19 protein-coding genes are annotated in these 17,324 nt (G+C 70.1%); 8 read left to right on the top strand and 11 right to left on the bottom strand.

All coding sequences use genetic code 11. The annotated features are described in order from the left end of the window. Positions 1-22: 22 nt before the first annotated feature. A complete protein-coding gene (locus QRX60_RS29810; protein ID WP_285994739.1) occupies positions 23-1,876 on the bottom strand; it encodes an Hsp20/alpha crystallin family protein in 1,854 nt (617 codons plus the stop codon). A gap of 209 nt (positions 1,877-2,085) precedes the next feature. On the opposite strand from QRX60_RS29810, the gene QRX60_RS29805 reads away from it, so the two are divergent. From QRX60_RS29805 to QRX60_RS29795, 3 genes are all read left to right on the top strand, one after another. Continuing rightward, complete coding sequence (locus tag QRX60_RS29805; RefSeq protein ID WP_285994738.1) at positions 2,086-2,304, top strand: hypothetical protein; 219 nt, start codon at positions 2,086-2,088, stop codon at positions 2,302-2,304. Positions 2,305-2,559: 255 nt separating this feature from the next. Then, the gene (locus QRX60_RS29800) at positions 2,560-2,985 is read left to right on the top strand and encodes an archease (protein WP_285994737.1); all 426 of its coding nucleotides are present in this window, start codon (positions 2,560-2,562) and stop codon (positions 2,983-2,985) included. Between the two features lie 7 nt (positions 2,986-2,992). Then, a complete protein-coding gene (locus QRX60_RS29795; RefSeq protein WP_285994736.1) occupies positions 2,993-4,411 on the top strand; it encodes an RtcB family protein in 1,419 nt (472 codons plus the stop codon). Here QRX60_RS29795 and polX read toward each other — a convergent pair. The 3 genes from polX to QRX60_RS29780 all read right to left on the bottom strand — a co-directional run bounded on the left by polX (position 4,401) and on the right by QRX60_RS29780 (position 8,456). Continuing rightward, positions 4,401-6,149 carry a DNA polymerase/3'-5' exonuclease PolX gene (gene polX, locus QRX60_RS29790; RefSeq protein WP_285994735.1) on the bottom strand — a complete coding sequence of 583 codons (1,749 nt, stop codon included), beginning with the start codon at positions 6,147-6,149 and terminating at the stop codon, positions 4,401-4,403. The genes QRX60_RS29795 and polX overlap by 11 nt on opposite strands. A 25-nt stretch (positions 6,150-6,174) precedes the next feature. After that, on the bottom strand, positions 6,175-6,594 hold the full coding sequence (locus QRX60_RS29785; RefSeq protein ID WP_285994734.1) for a CBS domain-containing protein: 420 nt from the start codon (positions 6,592-6,594) through the stop codon (positions 6,175-6,177). 539 nt (positions 6,595-7,133) lie between these two features. After that, complete coding sequence (locus tag QRX60_RS29780) at positions 7,134-8,456, bottom strand: phosphoribosyltransferase family protein (RefSeq protein ID WP_285994733.1); 1,323 nt, start codon at positions 8,454-8,456, stop codon at positions 7,134-7,136. A 145-nt stretch (positions 8,457-8,601) separates the two neighbouring features. Between QRX60_RS29780 and QRX60_RS29775 the strand changes: the two genes are divergently transcribed. Next, the gene (locus QRX60_RS29775; RefSeq protein ID WP_285994732.1) at positions 8,602-9,543 is read left to right on the top strand and encodes a sigma-70 family RNA polymerase sigma factor; all 942 of its coding nucleotides are present in this window, start codon (positions 8,602-8,604) and stop codon (positions 9,541-9,543) included. 321 nt (positions 9,544-9,864) lie between these two features. Here QRX60_RS29775 and QRX60_RS29770 read toward each other — a convergent pair whose 3' ends face one another. The 4 genes from QRX60_RS29770 to QRX60_RS29755 all read right to left on the bottom strand — a co-directional run bounded on the left by QRX60_RS29770 (position 9,865) and on the right by QRX60_RS29755 (position 12,862). Next, on the bottom strand, positions 9,865-10,104 hold the full coding sequence (locus tag QRX60_RS29770; protein WP_285994731.1) for a Prokaryotic metallothionein: 240 nt from the start codon (positions 10,102-10,104) through the stop codon (positions 9,865-9,867). 145 nt (positions 10,105-10,249) lie between these two features. After that, complete coding sequence (locus tag QRX60_RS29765; protein WP_285994730.1) at positions 10,250-10,885, bottom strand: DUF2267 domain-containing protein; 636 nt, start codon at positions 10,883-10,885, stop codon at positions 10,250-10,252. A 71-nt stretch (positions 10,886-10,956) separates the two neighbouring features. Next, entirely contained in the window at positions 10,957-12,099 is a 1,143-nt protein-coding gene (locus QRX60_RS29760) for a CapA family protein (RefSeq protein ID WP_285994729.1), read from the bottom strand. A gap of 253 nt (positions 12,100-12,352) precedes the next feature. Then, positions 12,353-12,862 carry a universal stress protein gene (locus QRX60_RS29755; RefSeq protein ID WP_286003729.1) on the bottom strand — a complete coding sequence of 170 codons (510 nt, stop codon included), beginning with the start codon at positions 12,860-12,862 and terminating at the stop codon, positions 12,353-12,355. 211 nt (positions 12,863-13,073) lie between these two features. On the opposite strand from QRX60_RS29755, the gene QRX60_RS29750 reads away from it, so the two are divergent. The 3 genes from QRX60_RS29750 (at position 13,074) to QRX60_RS29740 (ending at position 14,532) form a co-directional block, all read left to right on the top strand. Beyond that, on the top strand, positions 13,074-13,505 hold the full coding sequence (locus QRX60_RS29750) for a CBS domain-containing protein (RefSeq protein ID WP_285994728.1): 432 nt from the start codon (positions 13,074-13,076) through the stop codon (positions 13,503-13,505). 303 nt (positions 13,506-13,808) lie between these two features. Next, positions 13,809-14,144, top strand: a complete 336-nt coding sequence (locus QRX60_RS29745; protein ID WP_285994727.1) for a hypothetical protein — start codon at positions 13,809-13,811, stop codon at positions 14,142-14,144. Between the two features lie 13 nt (positions 14,145-14,157). Next, positions 14,158-14,532: a hypothetical protein gene (locus QRX60_RS29740; protein ID WP_285994726.1), complete on the top strand. Its 375-nt coding sequence runs from the start codon at positions 14,158-14,160 to the stop codon at positions 14,530-14,532. Positions 14,533-14,710: 178 nt separating this feature from the next. Here QRX60_RS29740 and QRX60_RS29735 read toward each other — a convergent pair whose 3' ends face one another. Next, complete coding sequence (locus QRX60_RS29735; RefSeq protein ID WP_285994725.1) at positions 14,711-15,286, bottom strand: GNAT family N-acetyltransferase; 576 nt, start codon at positions 15,284-15,286, stop codon at positions 14,711-14,713. A 363-nt stretch (positions 15,287-15,649) separates the two neighbouring features. On the opposite strand from QRX60_RS29735, the gene QRX60_RS29730 reads away from it, so the two are divergent. After that, positions 15,650-15,835 (top strand): hypothetical protein, encoded by a 186-nt coding sequence (locus QRX60_RS29730; RefSeq protein WP_285994724.1) that lies wholly within the window; start codon positions 15,650-15,652, stop codon positions 15,833-15,835. On the opposite strand, the gene QRX60_RS29725 is transcribed toward QRX60_RS29730, so the two are convergent. Continuing rightward, a complete protein-coding gene (locus QRX60_RS29725) occupies positions 15,811-16,641 on the bottom strand; it encodes a hypothetical protein (protein ID WP_285994723.1) in 831 nt (276 codons plus the stop codon). The genes QRX60_RS29730 and QRX60_RS29725 overlap by 25 nt on opposite strands. 42 nt (positions 16,642-16,683) lie before the next feature. Next, positions 16,684-17,295 carry a hypothetical protein gene (locus QRX60_RS29720; protein WP_285994722.1) on the bottom strand — a complete coding sequence of 204 codons (612 nt, stop codon included), beginning with the start codon at positions 17,293-17,295 and terminating at the stop codon, positions 16,684-16,686. Positions 17,296-17,324: the final 29 nt, after the last annotated feature.

Genomic DNA, 17,324 nt, shown 5'->3' with positions numbered 1-17,324 from the left:
GCGGAATCGCGCCCTGCTCCGCTCAGTTCTTCGTGATCGGGACCTCGACCTGCTCGCCCGTCTCGCGCTCCTCGTACGGCACCGTCACTTCGAGGATCCCGTTGGCATAGGTGGCGGCGATCTTCGCGGTCTCCGCGCCTTCGGGCAGCGACACGGTGCGGCTGAACGAGCCGTAGCGGAACTCGCTGCGGCCCTTCCGCTCGGACGTCGCCTCCCGCTCGGCCGAAATGGTCAACGACCCGGCCCCGGCCGACACGTGGACGCCCTTCTCCGGGTCGAACCCGGGCAACTCCGCCCGGACCGTGTACTTCCCGTCCGCCGCGGTTTCCTCGATCCGGACCGGGTAGCGCTCGCCGAACGGCCAGGCCAGGTCGAACCAGTCGCTCACGGCGGGGAGCTTCACCTTGGTCCGTGGAATGAGTGAGGCCACCTCGTTCTCCTTCCCTCGATCGCTGCTCCGCTCCACGAAACCGCCGCTCGTCCGGAGCCGCCGCAGCCGTTCTGCCCCGATCGAAGTGACCAAAGGCCTTTCTGCCGCCGTTCCACCCCGCGCCGGCAACGAGCCGATTCCGACCAGGCCGACGCCGGCGAGGTAGAGCAGGGCCGTGCCTGCCGGGAACCGGCCGTCGGGTGCGAAGCCGTGCACGGCGAACCGGAACAACGCGAACGCCATCACGCCGACGCCGACGAGGAGAACCGGCCCCGCCCACCGCCGGACGCCGACAACCGGCCACCACCGCGCGGTCACTCTCCGGGCGGCGGCGAGCAACGCCAGGCCGGCGGCCATGACGACCGCGAGCAGCAGCAGCCACGGCACCCGGAACGCCCACCAGCCGGGCGAGCCGGCGTGCGGTTGCGGGAACAGGCCTGGGGGGTAGCCGACGAGCGCGACGACGACCACCGGCACCATGTGCCACAGGTACACCGCCAGTACGGACGCGTTCGCCCGCGCCGAGCGACGGCGGATCCGCGCGGTCACCGCCGGAGCGGCGCTCACCAGCAACCCGGCCTGTACCGCGGCAAAAGCCAGCAAAGCCGCATTCGGCGGCGACGTGTTCCGCACCGCCTCCCCCGGCACCCCGACCATGCTGACCGGATACGGACCCAGCCACACCAGGACCGCCAGGACACCCAGTGCACCCCCGGCCAGCACGAGCGGCCGCCTGCCGGAGAAGACCCCGGCGTGCCAGGCGATGCCGAGCTGGAACACCGCGCCCCAGCCCAGGAGGTAGTTCGCCCAGCCGAGCACGGGAACCAGGCCGGTCAGCGAAAGCGCGTCGACGAGTACCACCGCCACGGCGGGCAGGACGGGCGCGGCTGCCCAGCGTCGCTGCAGCGCCGCCGCCGCCGGCGTGAGCAGCACGAGCACCAGGTACACCGGCAGGAACCACAGGTGCAACGCGACCGCCCAGGCACCGTAGGCCAGCTGCGCGCCGCTCGCTCCGCACCAGCGAAGGATCTCGGCCGCCACGAGCATCGCCACGACGTACGCGGTCACCGGCCCGGCCACGCCGGTCAGGCGGTGCCGCAACCAGTCCGCCCAGCCGCCGGGCCACCTCGTCCAGGACGCGGCACCGCCGTACCCGGCGACCAGGAAGAACACCGGGATCACCTGGAACACCCACGTCAGCCACCGCGTCCAGGGCAGCGCGGCGAGCACGTTCTCGTCGGCGAACCGCCCGCCGGTGTAGGTCACCGACGCCGCCAGCCAGTGCCCGAGCACCACCACGACCACCGCGACGACCCGGTAGAGATCGACAGCCGGCTCGCGCGCCGACGGCCCGGGCAGGCGCCCTCGTCCGGGCCGCGGGAACGCCCACCGAGGCTCCGGCCGCCGCCGGAACCCGGCGTCGTTCGACCCGGACGACTCCGCCATGCCGGCACTGTGCGGCTCCGGCGTCCGGCCGGGCCAGTGGCTTTCGCCCCCGGTCCAGAGGCCCGAAGCACCGACCCGCGCTCGGGCATCCCTTGGGCGGGTGGTTCCGGAGTGTCCTGACGGCACTCGCGCTGCCCGCGAGCACCGATGCGGGTCTACTGGTGTCGATACCAGCACAGGCGCAGGTGAGAACAAGGGGGCCGCAGCCGATGGTGAGCCATCCGCTTCCGATTCCCGACGGTCCGCTCGGCGAGGAAGCCTTCCCGGACGGTGCTCGCGTGAAGGTGACCGGCGGTCGGTACCACGGCGCTCGTGGCGTCGTCATCGTGCAGGATCCCGACCTGCGACCGGGCTCGGTGTGGGTTCGCTTCGAGGCCGGCCGGCCGGTCCTCGTGCCCGGATACCGTCTCTCGCGGGCGGCCTCGTGAGCCGGACCGACGGTTCCGCTCGACCGCCGCCGGTGTCGCCGAGGTGAGCGATCTCCTCGATCCTGCTCCGGAAGCCCCACGGCCCCGGAGCCCGCACCGGGCGGCACCGGGATCCCCACGAGAGCACGAAGTCTTCGGTGGCAACACTTGTGCCCGGGGAATCGACTTTGGCCCCTATCCGATCATCACGCACGCGCGAATACTGGCCACCGGCGGACACCCGCGGCTCACCGCCGGGCACGGCTGGAGAACCAGATGACCGAAAGACGCCCGTCCGGCCACCGGGCCGTGGCCCACACGGCCGACTTGCGCGTCGAGGCGTGGGCAACGACCCGCGAGCGCTGCATCGCCGAGGCCGTCGCCGGCATGGTGGCAAGCTTCGCGGAACCGTCCGGCACCGAGCCGCACCGTGTCGTCGAACAAGACGTGCGCGCGGACGGCGACGCGGATCTCCTCGCCGCCGTGCTCGACGACGTCATCTACCGGCTCGACACCGCCGGCGAGATCCCGGTCCACACCGACATCCAGGCGGCCCCCGGCAGGCTGCGCGCCCGGTTCACCATGATCGACGCCGCGGCCGCGACCCCCGTCGGTTCCGTCCCGAAGGCGGTGTCGCTGCACGAACTGCGCTGCGCACCCGGCCCGGACGGTTGGTCGTGCTCGGTCACCATCGACGTGTGAGGACACGATGGACGTCATCCCCGAGACCCGGTATCGCTTCCGCATCCCCCGGCACGGCCCCATGCGGGTGCCGGGCATCGTCTACTCGACCCGGGAGCTCCTGCCCGAAGCGACCGGGGACAAGTCGCTGGAGCAGGTCGCCAACGTCGCCACCCTGCCCGGCATCGTCACCGCCTCCTACGCCATGCCGGACGTCCACTGGGGCTACGGCTTCCCCATCGGCGGCGTCGCCGCGACCGACGTCAGTGCCGGCGGCGTGGTCTCCCCCGGCGGTGTCGGGTTCGACATCTCCTGCGGCGTCCGGCTGCTCGCCGCCCAGCTGGACCAGGACCAGCTCGCGACCGCGCTCGGCCCGCTGATGGACACCCTCGGCCACACGGTCCCCCGCGGTCTGCGCCGGGGCGGTACTTGGCAGCTCGCCGACCGGGCACAACTGTACGACGTGCTGCTCGGCGGCGCCCGGTACGCCGTCGAAGCCGGGCACGGGGTGCCCCGCGATCTGGCCCGCTGCGAGGACGCCGGCCAGGTCCCGGACGCGGCCCCGGGCCGGCTCAGCGCCCGAGCGATCGAGCGGGGTCTCGGCCAGCTCGGCAGTCTGGGGTCCGGCAACCACTTCCTCGAGGTCCAGGTGGTCGACGAGGTCTTCGACGAGGCCACGGCCGCGGTGTTCGGCCTCCACCGGCACCAGGTCTGCGTGATGATCCACACCGGCTCCCGCGGACTCGGGCACCAGGTCTGCACCGACTACGTCCGCACGATGGACGAAGCGATGAGCCGCTACGGAATCCGGGTGCCCGATCGGCAGCTCGCGTGCGTCCCGGTGAATTCCGCCCAGGGACACGCCTATCTGGGTGCCATGGCCGCCGCGACGAACTTCGCCCGCGCCAACCGCCAGCTGCTCGCCGAGACCGCCCGGCGCGCGTTCGAGCGGCACACCGGCGCCGGGCTCGAGCTGGTCTACGACGTCTCCCACAACCTCGCCATGATCGAGAGCCACGAGGTCGACGGCCGGTGGCGGCGGTTGTGCGTGCACCGCAAGGGCGCGACGCGGGCCCTGCCTCCGCACCACCCGGACCTGCCCGCCGACCTCGCCGCGACCGGCCAGCCCACGCTCATCCCCGGCACGATGGGCACCTCCTCCTACGTCCTCGCCGGGGTGACCGGCTCGCCCGCGTTCCACTCCACCTGCCACGGTGCCGGGCGCGTTCGCAGCCGCCACGCCGCGGCCCGAGAGGTCGACGGCCACCGGCTCCGCGATGACCTCGAATCCCGGGGTATCGCGGTGCGGGGAACGTCGTGGCGAGGCCTCGCCGAAGAAGCGCCGGCGGCCTACAAGGACGTCGACGCCGTCATCGACGCTGCCGAAGGCGCGGGCCTGTGCCGCAAGGTCGCCCGCCTGGTCCCCGTCGGGGTGGTCAAGGGGTGAAGGTCCTCTCCCCGGCCGTCACCAGAGGTTTCGCGAGGAACCGGCGCAGCTCGTCCAGCGGGTAGGTGTTGACGACGTCGCCGGGCGCGGCCCAGCCGCGTTGCGCTGTCGCCACGCCGTACCGCATGAAGTCCAGATGCGGTACGGCGTGCGCGTCGGTGGACACGGCGAACCGGACGCCGAGGTGGCGGGCGCGCCTCACCAGGTCGCCGTCGAGGTCGAGGCGTTCGGGGAACGCATTGATCTCCAGCGCGGTCCCGGTCCGGGCGGCCGCCCGGAACACCGCGTCGAAATCCAGGTCCACGGGCCGGCGGGTACCGATCACCCGGGCGGTGGGGTGCCCGATGACGTGGACGCACGGATGCTCGATCGCGCGCAGCACCCGGGCCGTCATCTCCGCACGCGGCTGCCGGAACTGCGAATGCACCGAGGCCACCACGATGTCGAAGGTCGACAGGAACTCCTCGTCCCAGTCGAGCGAGCCGTCCGGCTGGACGTTCAGCTCGGTACCGTGCAACAGCGACATCCCCGACGTCCGCTCCAGCTCCCGGATCCGCTTCCGTTGCGCCAGCGCCTTTTCCCGGGTCATCCGCTGCATGTACAACAGCGGCGCGTGGTCGGTGACGGCGTAGTACTCGTACCCGCGGGCCTTCGCCGCGGCCACCATCTGCTCCAGGGTGGCGACCCCGTCGGTCAGGTCGGTGTGAGTGTGCAGATCACCGCGGACGTCCCCGATCCGTACCAGCTGCGGAAGCCGCCCGCCGAGCGCGGCCGCGACCTCACCGGCACCCTCCCGCAGGGTGGGCGGGATCCACGGCAGACCGAGCCGCGCGTAGACCTCCTCCTCGGTCTCGGCCGCCACCAGCACCCCGGTCTCGACGTCGAACAGCCCGTACTCCGACAGCTTCAGCCCGGCCCGCACGGCGAGTTCGCGGACCTCGATGTTGTGCTGCTTGGAACCGGTGAAGTACAACAGGGCAGCGCCCCACACGTCCGGCTGCACCACCCGGACGTCCACCTGGACCCCGGTGCTCGTCACCACTGACGTCTTCGTCGGGCCGTGGGCCAGCACCCGGGCCACGTGCGGCAGCTCCACCACGCCGGACATGACAGGCTCGGCTTCGCCGGCTGCCACCAGCAGGTCGATGTCCCCGATGGTGTCCCGCATCCGCCGCAGCGAACCGGCGTACGCGGCTCTGCGCACCTGCGGCCAGGCCGAAATCCGCGTCAGCAGCTCCTCGGCGAGGTCGAGCGCGAAACCGAGCTGCACGCGCTCGCCCGCCGAATGAGCCTCACCGAGGGACGCGGCGAGGTTGTCCTCGGTCTTCGCGCCCCAGCCGCGGAGATCCTGCAAGCGGTGCTCGTGCAGCGCCTGCAGCAGGCCGTCGATCGACGTGATGCCGAGCTGCTCGTAGACCTGGTGCGCCCGCTTCGGTCCCAGCCCGGGCACCGTGAGGAGCGTGCGCAACCCCTCCGGCACCCGCGACCGGAGTTCCACCAGCTCGGTCACCGATCCGGTGTCCAGGAACTCGAGGATCTTGCGGGCGAGGTGATCACCCACGTTCGGGATCCCCCGCAGTTCCTTGCCGGACAGCCCCGTCACGTCGTCCGGGTGCCCGGCCACCGCCCGGGCGGCCTTTTCGTAGGCCCGCACCTTGAACGCCGGCCCGCCGGCAATCGCGAGCAGCTCGGAGTATTCCCGCAGCATGCCCGCGACGGCGTCGTTCGACCGGGACACTTCGGCCTCGCCTCGGCGGCCGTCGTCAGCTCGCGGCGCAGATCGCTTCGACGAACCGGCCGACGGCCTGCTCCGGGAGGTGCCGGGCCAGGTCGGCCTCGCTGATCATGCCGACCAGCCGGTTCTGGTCGAGCACCGGCAGCCGGCGCACCTGGTGCTCCTCCATCACCGCGAGCACCGTGTCGACGCCGGCGTCCGCGCGCACGATGTGCGGGACACCGGTGGCCAGCTCCCGTGCCCGCATCATCCGCGGATCCGCGCCGGCGGCGATACACTTGATCACGATGTCCCGGTCGGTGAGGATGCCGTGCAGCCGGTCGTCCTCCCCGCAGATCGGCAGCGAACCGACATCGAGTTCCCGCATGCGCCGGGCGGCCGCTTCCAGGGTTTCGTTCTCCCCGATGCACGAAGCGCCGGCGTGCATGATGTCCCGAGCAGTGGTCATCACAACCTCCTCGACTTCGCAGACGAACGCACCCGCAGAGTGCTCCCGCTCCGAGGACCTTCAGAAGGGCCGAAAGTCCTCAGACTCCAAGCGTTCCCGGCGAGGCTCCCTCATCAGGGGGTGGTCACCGCGTCGATCACGGTGCGGGCCTGGATGCGGCCGGCCCACCCGAGCCCGCCACAACAGCATGGCGACGTCGTCGCCGCTGTCGACGTGCGTGCCCGAGCCGTGCGCTTCTCCGGAGCGCCGCCACCACCCACGGCGCGGACCGGGCGAGAAACGGGAAAGGAGCACGACCAGCACGAGGATCCCGGCCGGCAACGAGATCGTCATGGTTCGACCTCCCTGCCGCGTCGGGCGTACCGGTGGCACGACCGACCTCCATCGTCGCCTTCCGGTGCGTCCGGTTTCGATGCCGGCGGCCCGGAACGGACGAGCGGAGGGCCGAAAGTCCACTGCCGCGCCGGGCCCACCGGCTTCCGACTCGCCCTCCTCACCCCCGCGGAATGAGTTCCCCGGCACCGGTCGGTGACGCAGGATCAAGCGTGGCCCGTCAAATGGGTGAGATACCAGTTCCGGGCCAGGCCTGCCGCCTTGTCGAGGGCCCCGGGTTCCTCGAAAAGCGTGCCGGTGGCGGCAACCAAAGCCAGCTCGTTCACACAGGTGAGGTGACTCCTGGCGCGCCAGCCGAGATCGATTCCGGTGTAGTCGGCGGCACCGACGATCAGCAATGTCGGCGCGCGCACCCGGCCCAAGCGATCGGCAATCCGATCCGGCCTACCGCCGTGCGACACCACAGCCGCGGCCCGGCTGCCGGGATCGGCGGCCGCCAGCAACACCGCCTCCGCACCGGGACCTGTGCCGTGGTAGCCGACAGGAAGGCCTTCACACCCGGGCTCGGCAAGCAGCCACGACGTCACGCCGGCAAGCCGCTCGGCGAGCAGATCGCCGTCGAAGACCAGCTGCCGGTCGGCCTCTTCCACACGGGTGAGCAGGTCGATCATCAGCGTCCCGAGCCCGGCCGCCCCGAAGACGTCGGCGATCCGGCGGTGGCGGGGGCTGTACCGGCCACTCGCACTGCTGTACGCCTGGATCACCAGCCCACCGGGCTTTTCGGGCAGAACGATCCGGCCGGCCAGCGGCGTCGGCCCGGCGAACACCTCGACCTGTTCGTCGCGTGCCGGCGGATCGTCCACATCGACGGCGATCGGCTGCGGCTCCAGTCCCTCCCTGGCGCCGCGATGCAGCAGGTCGAGCACCTCCTCGTCGCGGACCTGGGAGAAATGGTCGTACCACTGGCCGACCGCGGCGAACCAGGCCGGAGCCTCCAGGCAGACGACGTGGTCGGCATCGGCCTCCAACGCGGCAACCGAATCCGGGGCACCCACGGGAACCGCCAAGACCACCCGAGCCGCCCCTTCGGCCCGGGCGACACGGCAGGCGGCACGTGCCGTGGAACCGGTGGCGACGCCGTCGTCGACGATCAAGGCGACGCGGCCGTCGATCGGCTCCCGTGCCCGGCCGCCGCGGAACCGGCGGACCCGGCGGCCGAGTTCGGCGCGCTCGGCTCGCTCGGCACAGTTCAGTTCGGCCTCGGTCACCTCGCACGCCTGCATCATCTCGGGATCCGTCACGCGGACTCCGCCCTCACCGATGGCACCCATCGCCAATTCCGGCTGGAACGGGATGCCGATCTTGCGCACGACGAGGACGTCCAGCGGAGCGTCCAGCGCCCGGGCGACTTCGAACGCGACCGGCACGCCCCCACGGGGAAGCCCGAGCACCACGACATCCGGACCGCGGAACTCTTCGAGCGCCTCGGCGAGCCGCCGTCCCGCTTCGGTTCGATCGACGAACGGCATGAACCGATGGTCGGCGCACTCCGGTCGGCGTGACAAGGGCCATTGGTCACCGGCATGGACAAACCACGAGCTTCGACCCTTTTGGGGAATTCAATGGTGATTCGGCTCGTTTTGAGCCGTAGACCGGTCAGGAGGTGACCAAGAATTGACTGACAACACGACCAAGGTGACCAGGCCCCAGACCGACGTGGACGCGGTCGGCCGGTACTACGCGGAAATCAGCTCCACCCCGCTGCTCACGGCGGCAGACGAGGTGGCCCTCGCGAAACGCATCGAAGCAGGCGTCTACGCCGCGAAGCTCCTGCACCGGACCGAGACCGGTCAGCAGGAACTTTCAGCAGCCGTAGGCGACCTCCAGGCGATTGCCGAAGACGGCAAGCGCGCCAAGGACCACATGATCCGGGCGAACCTGCGGCTCGTCGTCTCCGCCGCCAAGCGGTTCCGCCCCCCGGAACTACCGCTGCTGGACGCGATCCAGGAAGGCAACCTGGGGCTGATCCACGCGGTCGAGAAGTTCGACTACACCAAGGGATACAAGTTCTCCACTTACGCGATGTGGTGGATCCGGCAGGCGATGCACCGCGGCGCCGACCTCACCGGCCGTACGATCAGGGTACCCGTGCACGCCACCGAACAGCTCGCCGAACTCGACCGAATCCGCGGCCGGTTGCGCGCAACCCTTCAGCGTGAGCCCACCACGAGGGAAATCGCCGAAGAAGCCGGGATCACGGCGAAACGGGCGGTGGAGTTGTGCACCGTCGCCCGGACCACCGCGAGCCTGGACGCGCCGGTGAGCGACGACGGGAAGACCGTGCTCGGCGACCTCATCGCGCAAAGCTCGGAAGCACCGACGGACGACGACGTCGACACCGCTCGCACACACGAACTCCTCGAGGTGCTCCGGCCACTCGAGCGTCAGGTCGTCACGATGCGATACGGGCTGCACGACGGGCGTCCGCACACAGTGCAGGAAACGGCCGGCCGGCTCGGGCTTCCCCGCGAGCGCGTCCGCAGGCTGGAACAACAGGTGCTGGTCCGGCTGCGCGAGCTGGGCGAGCACCGACGTTCACTCGCTCCCGCGGGATGATCGGCAGCGAGGTGCTGATCGGTTGTGCGCAGGCTTGCCCTGGGCGAGCCGGGTCCAGCTCTCCTCGCTCCGAGCTGCTACGCATGCTACGGCCATGACGAACAGCTCTCCGGCGTGGGACTTCCGGCCCTGTCTGTGCGCAGCCCGCCCGCGCGATCGTGGTGCAGCCGGGGTAACCCGGTGACCCGCTCGAGGAGATGGCCGGAAGTTCGAGAACTCCGGAGCTCGGATTCCCACGTCGTCCGACGAAAGCCGCTCGATCCTCGGGCGGGCCTTGTCGTCTTCGCCGAGTCGCGCCCGATCGGCGAGGACACCGGCTCGTCAGATCCGGTCCCGCACGCCCACGACACCCGCTGCCGCCGCGCAGCTGGCGCTGCAGTACATCGCGTCGACGGCTTCGACGCCGTGGCCGATGATCCGGCAGTGGCACCGCACGCACACCGGCGCCAGCTGGTGGATGGCGCACTCAAAGCTGTCGAACACGTGCGTACCGGTACCGTCCGACGTCATGACCTGGAACGCCTTGTCGTAGTCGTTGCCGCAGACTTCGCATTCAGCCATGACCCACTGCTCCTCTCCTCGTCCCGAGAGGCCACCACGTCGTGGCGACCCGCTGATCCCGTGAAGGATCTCGCCGGTGCTCCGGCAGCGAGAAGAGCCGAAAGTCCTCGGCTTGCCCGGGGACAACCGGGAGCCGACGCATCCGCTACGTCTGCACGGCGTCGCGTGACATCAGGATGCGGTGTGCCTCTTGCGCCGCTTTCGCGGCACGGCCGCCGCCAGGTTCGCCGGTGGGGAGTTCCTCCAGGCCGCGCACCAACGCCGAGACTGCATCGGTCAACAGCAGCACCGTGTCCTCCAGGGCGTTGAGCCGCAAATGTTCGGTTCCGTGGCTCGCCGGTTGCGCGGATGCGACCGGAGGCCGGCCTTCGAGCTCACTCCGGAGCCCGGCGGGCAGCACCGTGAAGACGTGGTCGAGCTGGCCGGGTGAGAACAATCCGTTCATCGCGGCGGACACCGCACCGGCGATGGCAGGCACCTCGGCGATGCCGACCTGCGCCTCGCCGGCGAACAAGGCGCTGAACCGGTCGGCGTCGTAGCGAACCGGGACCTTCGCCGGCGCCCATCCTTCGTAGTAGACGCCGCGCAGGAACTGCGGCAGCTGCGCGCCGAGGTGCACCGCGCTGTCCACGGTCAGCCGATCGCGGACCAGGTGCAGCCAGGCACGCACCGCACGATAGGCGAAATGACGGTCCTCGGTGCCCAGCTGCGCGGCGACGGCGGTCAGCCACTCGTGCGCTCGCTGCTGCGCATGGGCAAGCGGATCACGATGAGGGCTCATGACACACCTCCTGATCGTGGGGAACCATCAGGCTCGCTCTTCTTCCGAGCACGGTAAAGGGACCAAGGGCCTCAATGCGGCAGCTGGGCCTGACCGATCTGCAGCATGCCGGACGGTTCTCGGCCGACTCGGACGCCGAACGGGCGGCACACGCTGTCGAGCCGCGAGCGCAGCCATTCGACGTCCCGGTCTGCGGGGTGCTCGAGCCGCATCTTCCGCGCCTGCAGAGGCAGCATGCGCAGCGAGGCCAGTTCCCCGCTGCCTGATTTGAACGAAGCGAAGTACAGCAGCCGAAGGTCATCCCGGTAGTTGCTGTGTCCGGGTATTCCCTCGTAGTCGTTGATGGCGTCGCCACAGCCGTAGAGGATCAGCCTGTTGCGGTACACCTCGATCGGCCGGGGGTGGTGCGAGGAGTGCCCGTAGACGACGTCGACACCGGCATCGATCAGCCGATGCGCGAAACGCACCTGGCTCGGATCCACCCGATACCCCCAGTTCGTACCCCAGTGCAGCGACACGATCCCGACGTCGCCGGGCCTCTTGTGCTCCAGCACCCGCCGGCTCACCTCGGCGGCGCTGCGGCCGGACAGGTCGCGGACGAACGAGACACCGGGCTGAGTCCCTGTCGCGGCCCAGCGCCGGGGAACACCGCTGCTCGCCATGCCCGCCGCGAAGATCACGACACGCCGGGTCCCGTCGACGGGGACGATGACCGGCTCCGTTGCCTCGATGACGTCGTACCCGGCGCCGAGCCCGCGAAGCCCTGCTTGGTTCAGGACGCCGAGGGTGTCGGTGAGCCCGGCCACGCCGAAGTCCAGGACGTGGTTGTTCGCCAGCGCACAGGCGTCCGGACGGACCGCGGTCAGCACCGGCAGGTTGCCGGGACTCATCCGGTAGTGCAGTTGCTTGTCCAGCGCGAACTCGCCGCCGGCGGTGACACTGGTCTCCAGGTTGATCAGCCGGACGTCCGGCGCCTCCGCTTCGAGCACCGGGAGGGCCACGCCCCACGGCCAGGAAAAATCGACCGGGCGCGGGATGGGTCCGCTCACCTTCTCGGCCAGCGCGACATACGTGCGTGCATCGTCGACGACGGGCTCCCGCAACGCGGGATCTCCGGAACAGGGGAGAATCTGATCGACCCCGCGGGCCGGCATCACGTCACCGCACAAAAACACGGTAACCGGGTTCATCTCTCCTCCCTTCAGGGTGGTCACAGCATGCTCGTTGACCACGACGTTCCCCGCCTTCACCGAACTACGCAACCGATTGTCGCGTGGCAGGACAGCGACCACCCCTTTTGAGGGGAAACGAAAGTCCCTCCGGCACGAGTCCTTCGCCCCTTCGAAAGGGGCATCGGATGCGCGAACCTCTTCGGCGGGAGGGACCGGGACCCGCCCGCAGGGCGGACATTCGGCGGCCTTTGAACGTCGGATCTTCCTCGGGCGGGTCCTCGTTGCCGACGCGCGGTCAGGGTCCGTGGAACTCCTTGGACTTCGAGGGATCCTGCGGCCGCCACGGACCAGCCCGGTCATCGGCGTCGATGCCGCAGGGGATGATCACCACCGGGCACGTCGCCTCCTGCAAGCACTGGTCTGCGACCGAGCCGACAGCCACCGGCGGCGACGCGCCGTGCCGGTGGACGCCGAGGACCATCATCGCCGCCGTCCGGGAAGCTTCGACGAGCGCGACCGCGGGTGAATGCCCGATCACCTCGGGCCGGATCTGCACGCCGGGATGGGCCGCCTGGACCCGCTCGATGATTTCGTCGAGTTCACGCCGTTGCCGCAACTCGGCGGTTTCCGGCCAGCCGGTGACGCCGGCGCCGAGGTCATACTCCGGCTCGCACGTCCAGGCCCGCAGTGCGACGACCCGGCGCCCGCTCGCGGCGGCCTCGGCGACTGCCCAGTGAAGCGCCGCCTCGCCGGTGGTCGAACGGTCCACACCAACGATGATGTCGTCACGTCCTGGCGTTTCCATGACGCTTCGCCTCCTACCGTGGCCACGATGCGGCAAGCGGGCCCACCTTCAAGGATCGCGGCAGTGACGCGCGCATCAAGGAGGCCTTGGACGCTTGTTGGTCACCACATCCTCATGGCACTTCGACAGCGGCTCGAGGACTTAGTGCCCTTCGTTCTCGCCGAGCCGGAAGAGAGGTTCGTGTGACGCCGGCAAGGAAGGAGCAGGAGCCATGCGCGCACGCGAGATCATGTCCACGCCGACGATCGCCGTCACCCCCGCCGCGACGCTCCGCGAAGCGGCCACGGTCATGTTTGCCCGCGGGTTCACCAGCCTGCCGGTGATCGATCCGGACGGCAGGCTACTGGGCGTACTGTCCGATGTAGACGTTCTCCGGGAACTGTGCCGGGCCGGCGCCCCCGACTCCGGCTCGGCACTCGAAGGCTGGACCCGGACAGCCGGTTCGGCGATGGGGCCGGGGCCGGCCGTCGCGGCGAGCACCCGCGTGCACGACCTGGCGAACCGCATGGCCGAGCTGGGAACACGCTCGTTACCCGTGGTGGAAGAGGGATTGGTGGTCGGCATGGTGACGTTGCGCGACGTGCTGGCGGCGCTCACCGGCGCGCATGAACGCCTACGACCTACCGCCCGGCGGCGTCTGTGAACCGGATCAACCCGAACTGGTGGCCGGCCATGCGTGCCGCGTACGGCCGACTCGCGCCCGACCGACGAACGTCCCTTCCGCGGAGGTCTTTTGGCCCTGCCGAAGATCAGGTCGGCGAGGCAACCCTGAAGAGGGCCGGGGCAACCCGTGACCCGCCCGGGGTGGCGGCACCCGACGGCTCCGGAGCGAAGATGCCTCACCGCCGCAAGAGCGTCTCGGCGAATCGATTCTGGCCCCTGGTCCGCCCGGAAGCCACGCCTGACACTGGTTCTCCGGAATGATCCGGCAGATGGGAGGCGTGCCATGCACGCGTTCGGAATGCTCGTCCTGCTCGGTCTGGGAATCGTGGCGGTGTCCGGCATCGCCGCGCGGTGGCTGACCCTGGTCAGAGAGTTCTGGGCGGTCGCCCTGGTGGTACTCGGCGTCGCCACCGCGTGGATCGCGGATTTCGACCTGTTCTCAGCCTGGACGTTGGCCGTACGCAGCCATGCGCTCGGCATCGTGTTCACCGGTATCGCCGTCGCCGGCGCGGGTTATTTCTGGCGTGAAGTCCTGTTGTTCCTCGAAAGCCTGTCCCGAAAGCACACCGATGAGGCCCGGACCCTCGAGAAGGCCCAGAACCTCCACCGCGTGGCGTGATGCGGAGGAACCGATGAGCAACATGGATCGTGCGCCCGCGGATCGCCGGAAGCAGGCCGAGCGGGACGTCGCCGCACTCGGCGCGCGCCGCGACGACCACTTGCTCTTGCGAGTGCGCTGTTCGGCCAGTCACCACGTCGCCGCCGTGTACGACACCGAACGCGGTCCCGTCTATGTGGCGCTGACCGGACCGCACGCGCACGGCTCGCGCGACTTCGTCGACGTCCCGCACGGTGCTCATACCCGCGGGGAGGAATACATCGACGCACTCGCCGGCAACGGCGACGACCTGGTCCCGGCCTGGTGCGAATGCGGCACACGACGGCTCTCCCGGTCCGTGCTGCTGAGGAACATCACCCTCCGCAGGAAGACGATGATCGTCCGCTGAAACCATCACGGGAGCGGGCAGCCGGCGCCGTGGTTCGCACGAAGCGGCGGCTCGGTTCGGCCCGTGGTCCCACACTTGGGAGGGGGCCTTTGGCGAAGCCGTCGCCGATCCCGCCATTGATCAGCGCTTCGACTGCGTTCGCAGTCCGTACCCCGGGCATCACGTCGCGGCCGCACCGTCATGTGCCCAGCGGGACGACCGCTTCGGCGATTCCGTGGGCGATCACTCGCTTGCCACCGGCTTCGTCGAGCAACTCACTGACGGGAACGTTGTCGGCGAAGTACGTGGCGGTGAACCGGGTGAAACCGTGCGCCACCGCAGCTTCGGCGAGCATGCGGACGAGGGCGGTGGCCAGACCGGCGCGCCGCCACGCGGGGTCCACGACCACAGCGACATCCGCCACCCCCGGTTCACCGGTGGCTTCGTAGCGCGCGACGGCGACCCCGTGTCCGTCCGCCGCGCGGGCGACGAGGGCGTAGCGACGTTCGTAGTCCAGTTCGGTGAGGCGCCGAAGGAGTTTCGGGGTGACGCGAGGTGGTGGCCCGCAAAAGCGGCGGTACAGGGTCTCCGGGTCGGCGTGCTCGATAGCCGCTCCCAGCTCGGGGGCGTCGGCCGCGGTGAGCAGGTCGACCGAAACGCGCCGTCCGTCGGTGAGATCGACGGTCCTGCGCGCAGTGGTCCCGGCGGGCGAAGTTGGATCAGGACAAGCCCCACCCCGTACCTTGTCGGCTCCCATCACCACCTCCTCGGACACTGACCCGGCCACGGTGGCATGCGGCACGGCTCCGGCCCCAGGGGCTTACGTCTCCACGTTCCATGACTTGAGCCACCAGCAACACCAGCAGGCCCACCAGCCGGAGGAAGATCAGGTAGAGCAGACGCAGCGCCATGGCTGCCGATCATGCCCTGCCCGTCGACGAACCCGGCGCCGCAGGTCAGATGCGTGGACCGACTTCAGGAACCCCACAAGCGGCTCGGCCCTGCTCGACTGGAGCCAAACCCGAACTCGCCCACGCGACGAGAGGCTCTGCCACGTTCAGCGCGAGCGTGACCACGCTCGCGAAGATCAGCAGTCAAGCACGCCACCGCACGTGCTGGACGCGCCTGTGAGGGCCAGGTGCCGCGTGCCGAGCAGAACGACAGACCGACAGCAGGCGCGACGCGTGGCGCAACCCAGACCGGGAACATTCAGCCGGAGCGCCGGATTGAGAACGTTGCCGAAGCCGAACAGGAAGGCAAGGCCGACGGCAACACCCATGATCACGGTGACGGCCTGAACTACAGCATTCCCCTCTGGAGCTGACCGAGCTGATACTGCTGCCGGCCGAGCGCCACTGCCGTCGGATACGGCTCGTGCCGGCTCCACCCGTCCTGGTGCGACCACAGCAGCACTCGGCGGCCGAACACCGGGGCGACCCACAAATGCGAGATGTCGCCGCGATCTCGCAGCGGCTCCTCCGGAACGCCGTCGGCTCGCACGAGCGCATCGAACGCGTCGGGCGCCAGCCCGGTGTAGTCCACAGTCAGGTACAGATGCCGTTCGTCGGCTCGGCGCCGTGCCAGTTTCGCCAGGGCACGGGCGGCTTGCCCGGTCACCACCCACTGTTCCAGCGCGGGCACCACGGTGGCCATGTCCGCGGGCGCCCGGCTGTGGCCGGGCTTCACGCTGACCGTCGCCGGCTCGTCCAGCTTCTCCGGGTGCCCCGCCAGATGGACCGGCGCCATGTGCACCAGCCAGTGCAGGTCGGGTACCGCGGCCGTCACCGGCACCGGGAGTTCGGCGGGAGTGGTCACGCCGTGCGCTTCGCACGCCCTAGCCGCCACAGGAAGCACGTCCCGTACCCGGGACAGGCACCGGAAGTCGCTGACAGTCACGAGCCACCACCAGCGGGCCGGTGCCGTCCACCGCATATCCGACTCACGCCGCAGGTGGGGAAGTCCGAGCTCCCGCTGCTCCCCGACTGTCGACTCGACAAGAGCCACCCTGCGGCCGTCGGAACGGACCAGGGAGATTCCTTCCAGGTCCTCGTCCTGCTGTGCCGTCGCGTCGAGCACCCGTCCCGCCACTTCGACGGCTGCCTTCTCCTGGGGTGAAAGCGCAGCATCCACAGTTGACGCCCCTACCGCGGTCGATGCCCGGATGGAGAACCTTCACTCTGCCAGGCCCGCCGCCTCATTGGCAGCGTCGTCGACTGCCTTGCCCGCTTTGGCGGCCAGGTCGGCCAGGTCGGGCAGGTCCGGGTTCAGCTCCCTGGCCCTGGCGGCGAGCCGCTCCACCAGCGCCGCCGAGTTCTGTGCCAGCCGCACCGCGCCGGCCATCCGGTCGTCCGCGGCCAGCTGTTCGATGTGCCAGGCCAGCCCGCCGAGCGTCTCGTCGTCGGTGTCCGGGGACAGGTAGCCGGACAGTCCCGGCGGGTCCCGGGTGCCGGCGCGCAGTTCGGACAGCGCGGTCACCACCGAGGGCTCGGCGCTGAACGTGTCCAGCAGGTCGATCAACGCGAACAGCCTGGCCACGATCTTCGGTCGGCCGGGGAAGCGGTCCAGCCACCGCACCAGCTCGGCCTCGCCGCCAAGGTGCTGCACGATCCGGGTCATCTGCGCGGCGAGCGCGTTGGGCAGCTCCGCGTGGAACATGGCGATGATGGCCACCTGGTCGGCCAGCTCGGCCTGGCCGTCCTCGTCCGACTCGTCGGCGACGAACCTCTTGACCAGCTTCGTGTCCAGAACGAAACCCGGTTTCGGCAGCTGCTCGTGGTCGGTCATGGGCCTCCCAAGTTCGGGACGGCGTCCGC

Origin of the sequence: Amycolatopsis mongoliensis, from assembly GCF_030285665.1 — a bacterium.
GTDB classification, from domain to species: domain Bacteria; phylum Actinomycetota; class Actinomycetes; order Mycobacteriales; family Pseudonocardiaceae; genus Amycolatopsis; species Amycolatopsis mongoliensis.
The sequence above is the reverse complement of the archived record's forward strand: the minus strand, read 5'-3'. Positions and strand labels throughout refer to the sequence as shown.

What these genes read in the sequence shown, in the direction of transcription:
- QRX60_RS29805 (WP_285994738.1), top strand. Translation starts at nt 2,086, where the DNA reads ATGGTGAGCCATCCGCTTCCGATTCCCGACGGTCCGCTCGGCGAGGAA.
- QRX60_RS29765 (WP_285994730.1), bottom strand. Translation starts at nt 10,885, where the DNA reads ATGAGCCCTCATCGTGATCCGCTTGCCCATGCGCAGCAGCGAGCGCAC.
- QRX60_RS29770 (WP_285994731.1), bottom strand. Translation starts at nt 10,104, where the DNA reads ATGGCTGAATGCGAAGTCTGCGGCAACGACTACGACAAGGCGTTCCAG.
- QRX60_RS29720 (WP_285994722.1), bottom strand. Translation starts at nt 17,295, where the DNA reads ATGACCGACCACGAGCAGCTGCCGAAACCGGGTTTCGTTCTGGACACG.
- QRX60_RS29740 (WP_285994726.1), top strand. Translation starts at nt 14,158, where the DNA reads ATGAGCAACATGGATCGTGCGCCCGCGGATCGCCGGAAGCAGGCCGAG.
- QRX60_RS29750 (WP_285994728.1), top strand. Translation starts at nt 13,074, where the DNA reads ATGCGCGCACGCGAGATCATGTCCACGCCGACGATCGCCGTCACCCCC.
- QRX60_RS29795 (WP_285994736.1), top strand. Translation starts at nt 2,993, where the DNA reads ATGGACGTCATCCCCGAGACCCGGTATCGCTTCCGCATCCCCCGGCAC.
- QRX60_RS29745 (WP_285994727.1), top strand. Translation starts at nt 13,809, where the DNA reads ATGCACGCGTTCGGAATGCTCGTCCTGCTCGGTCTGGGAATCGTGGCG.
- QRX60_RS29780 (WP_285994733.1), bottom strand. Translation starts at nt 8,456, where the DNA reads ATGCCGTTCGTCGATCGAACCGAAGCGGGACGGCGGCTCGCCGAGGCG.
- QRX60_RS29810 (WP_285994739.1), bottom strand. Translation starts at nt 1,876, where the DNA reads ATGGCGGAGTCGTCCGGGTCGAACGACGCCGGGTTCCGGCGGCGGCCG.
- QRX60_RS29785 (WP_285994734.1), bottom strand. Translation starts at nt 6,594, where the DNA reads ATGACCACTGCTCGGGACATCATGCACGCCGGCGCTTCGTGCATCGGG.
- QRX60_RS29755 (WP_286003729.1), bottom strand. Translation starts at nt 12,862, where the DNA reads ATGGAAACGCCAGGACGTGACGACATCATCGTTGGTGTGGACCGTTCG.
- QRX60_RS29800 (WP_285994737.1), top strand. Translation starts at nt 2,560, where the DNA reads ATGACCGAAAGACGCCCGTCCGGCCACCGGGCCGTGGCCCACACGGCC.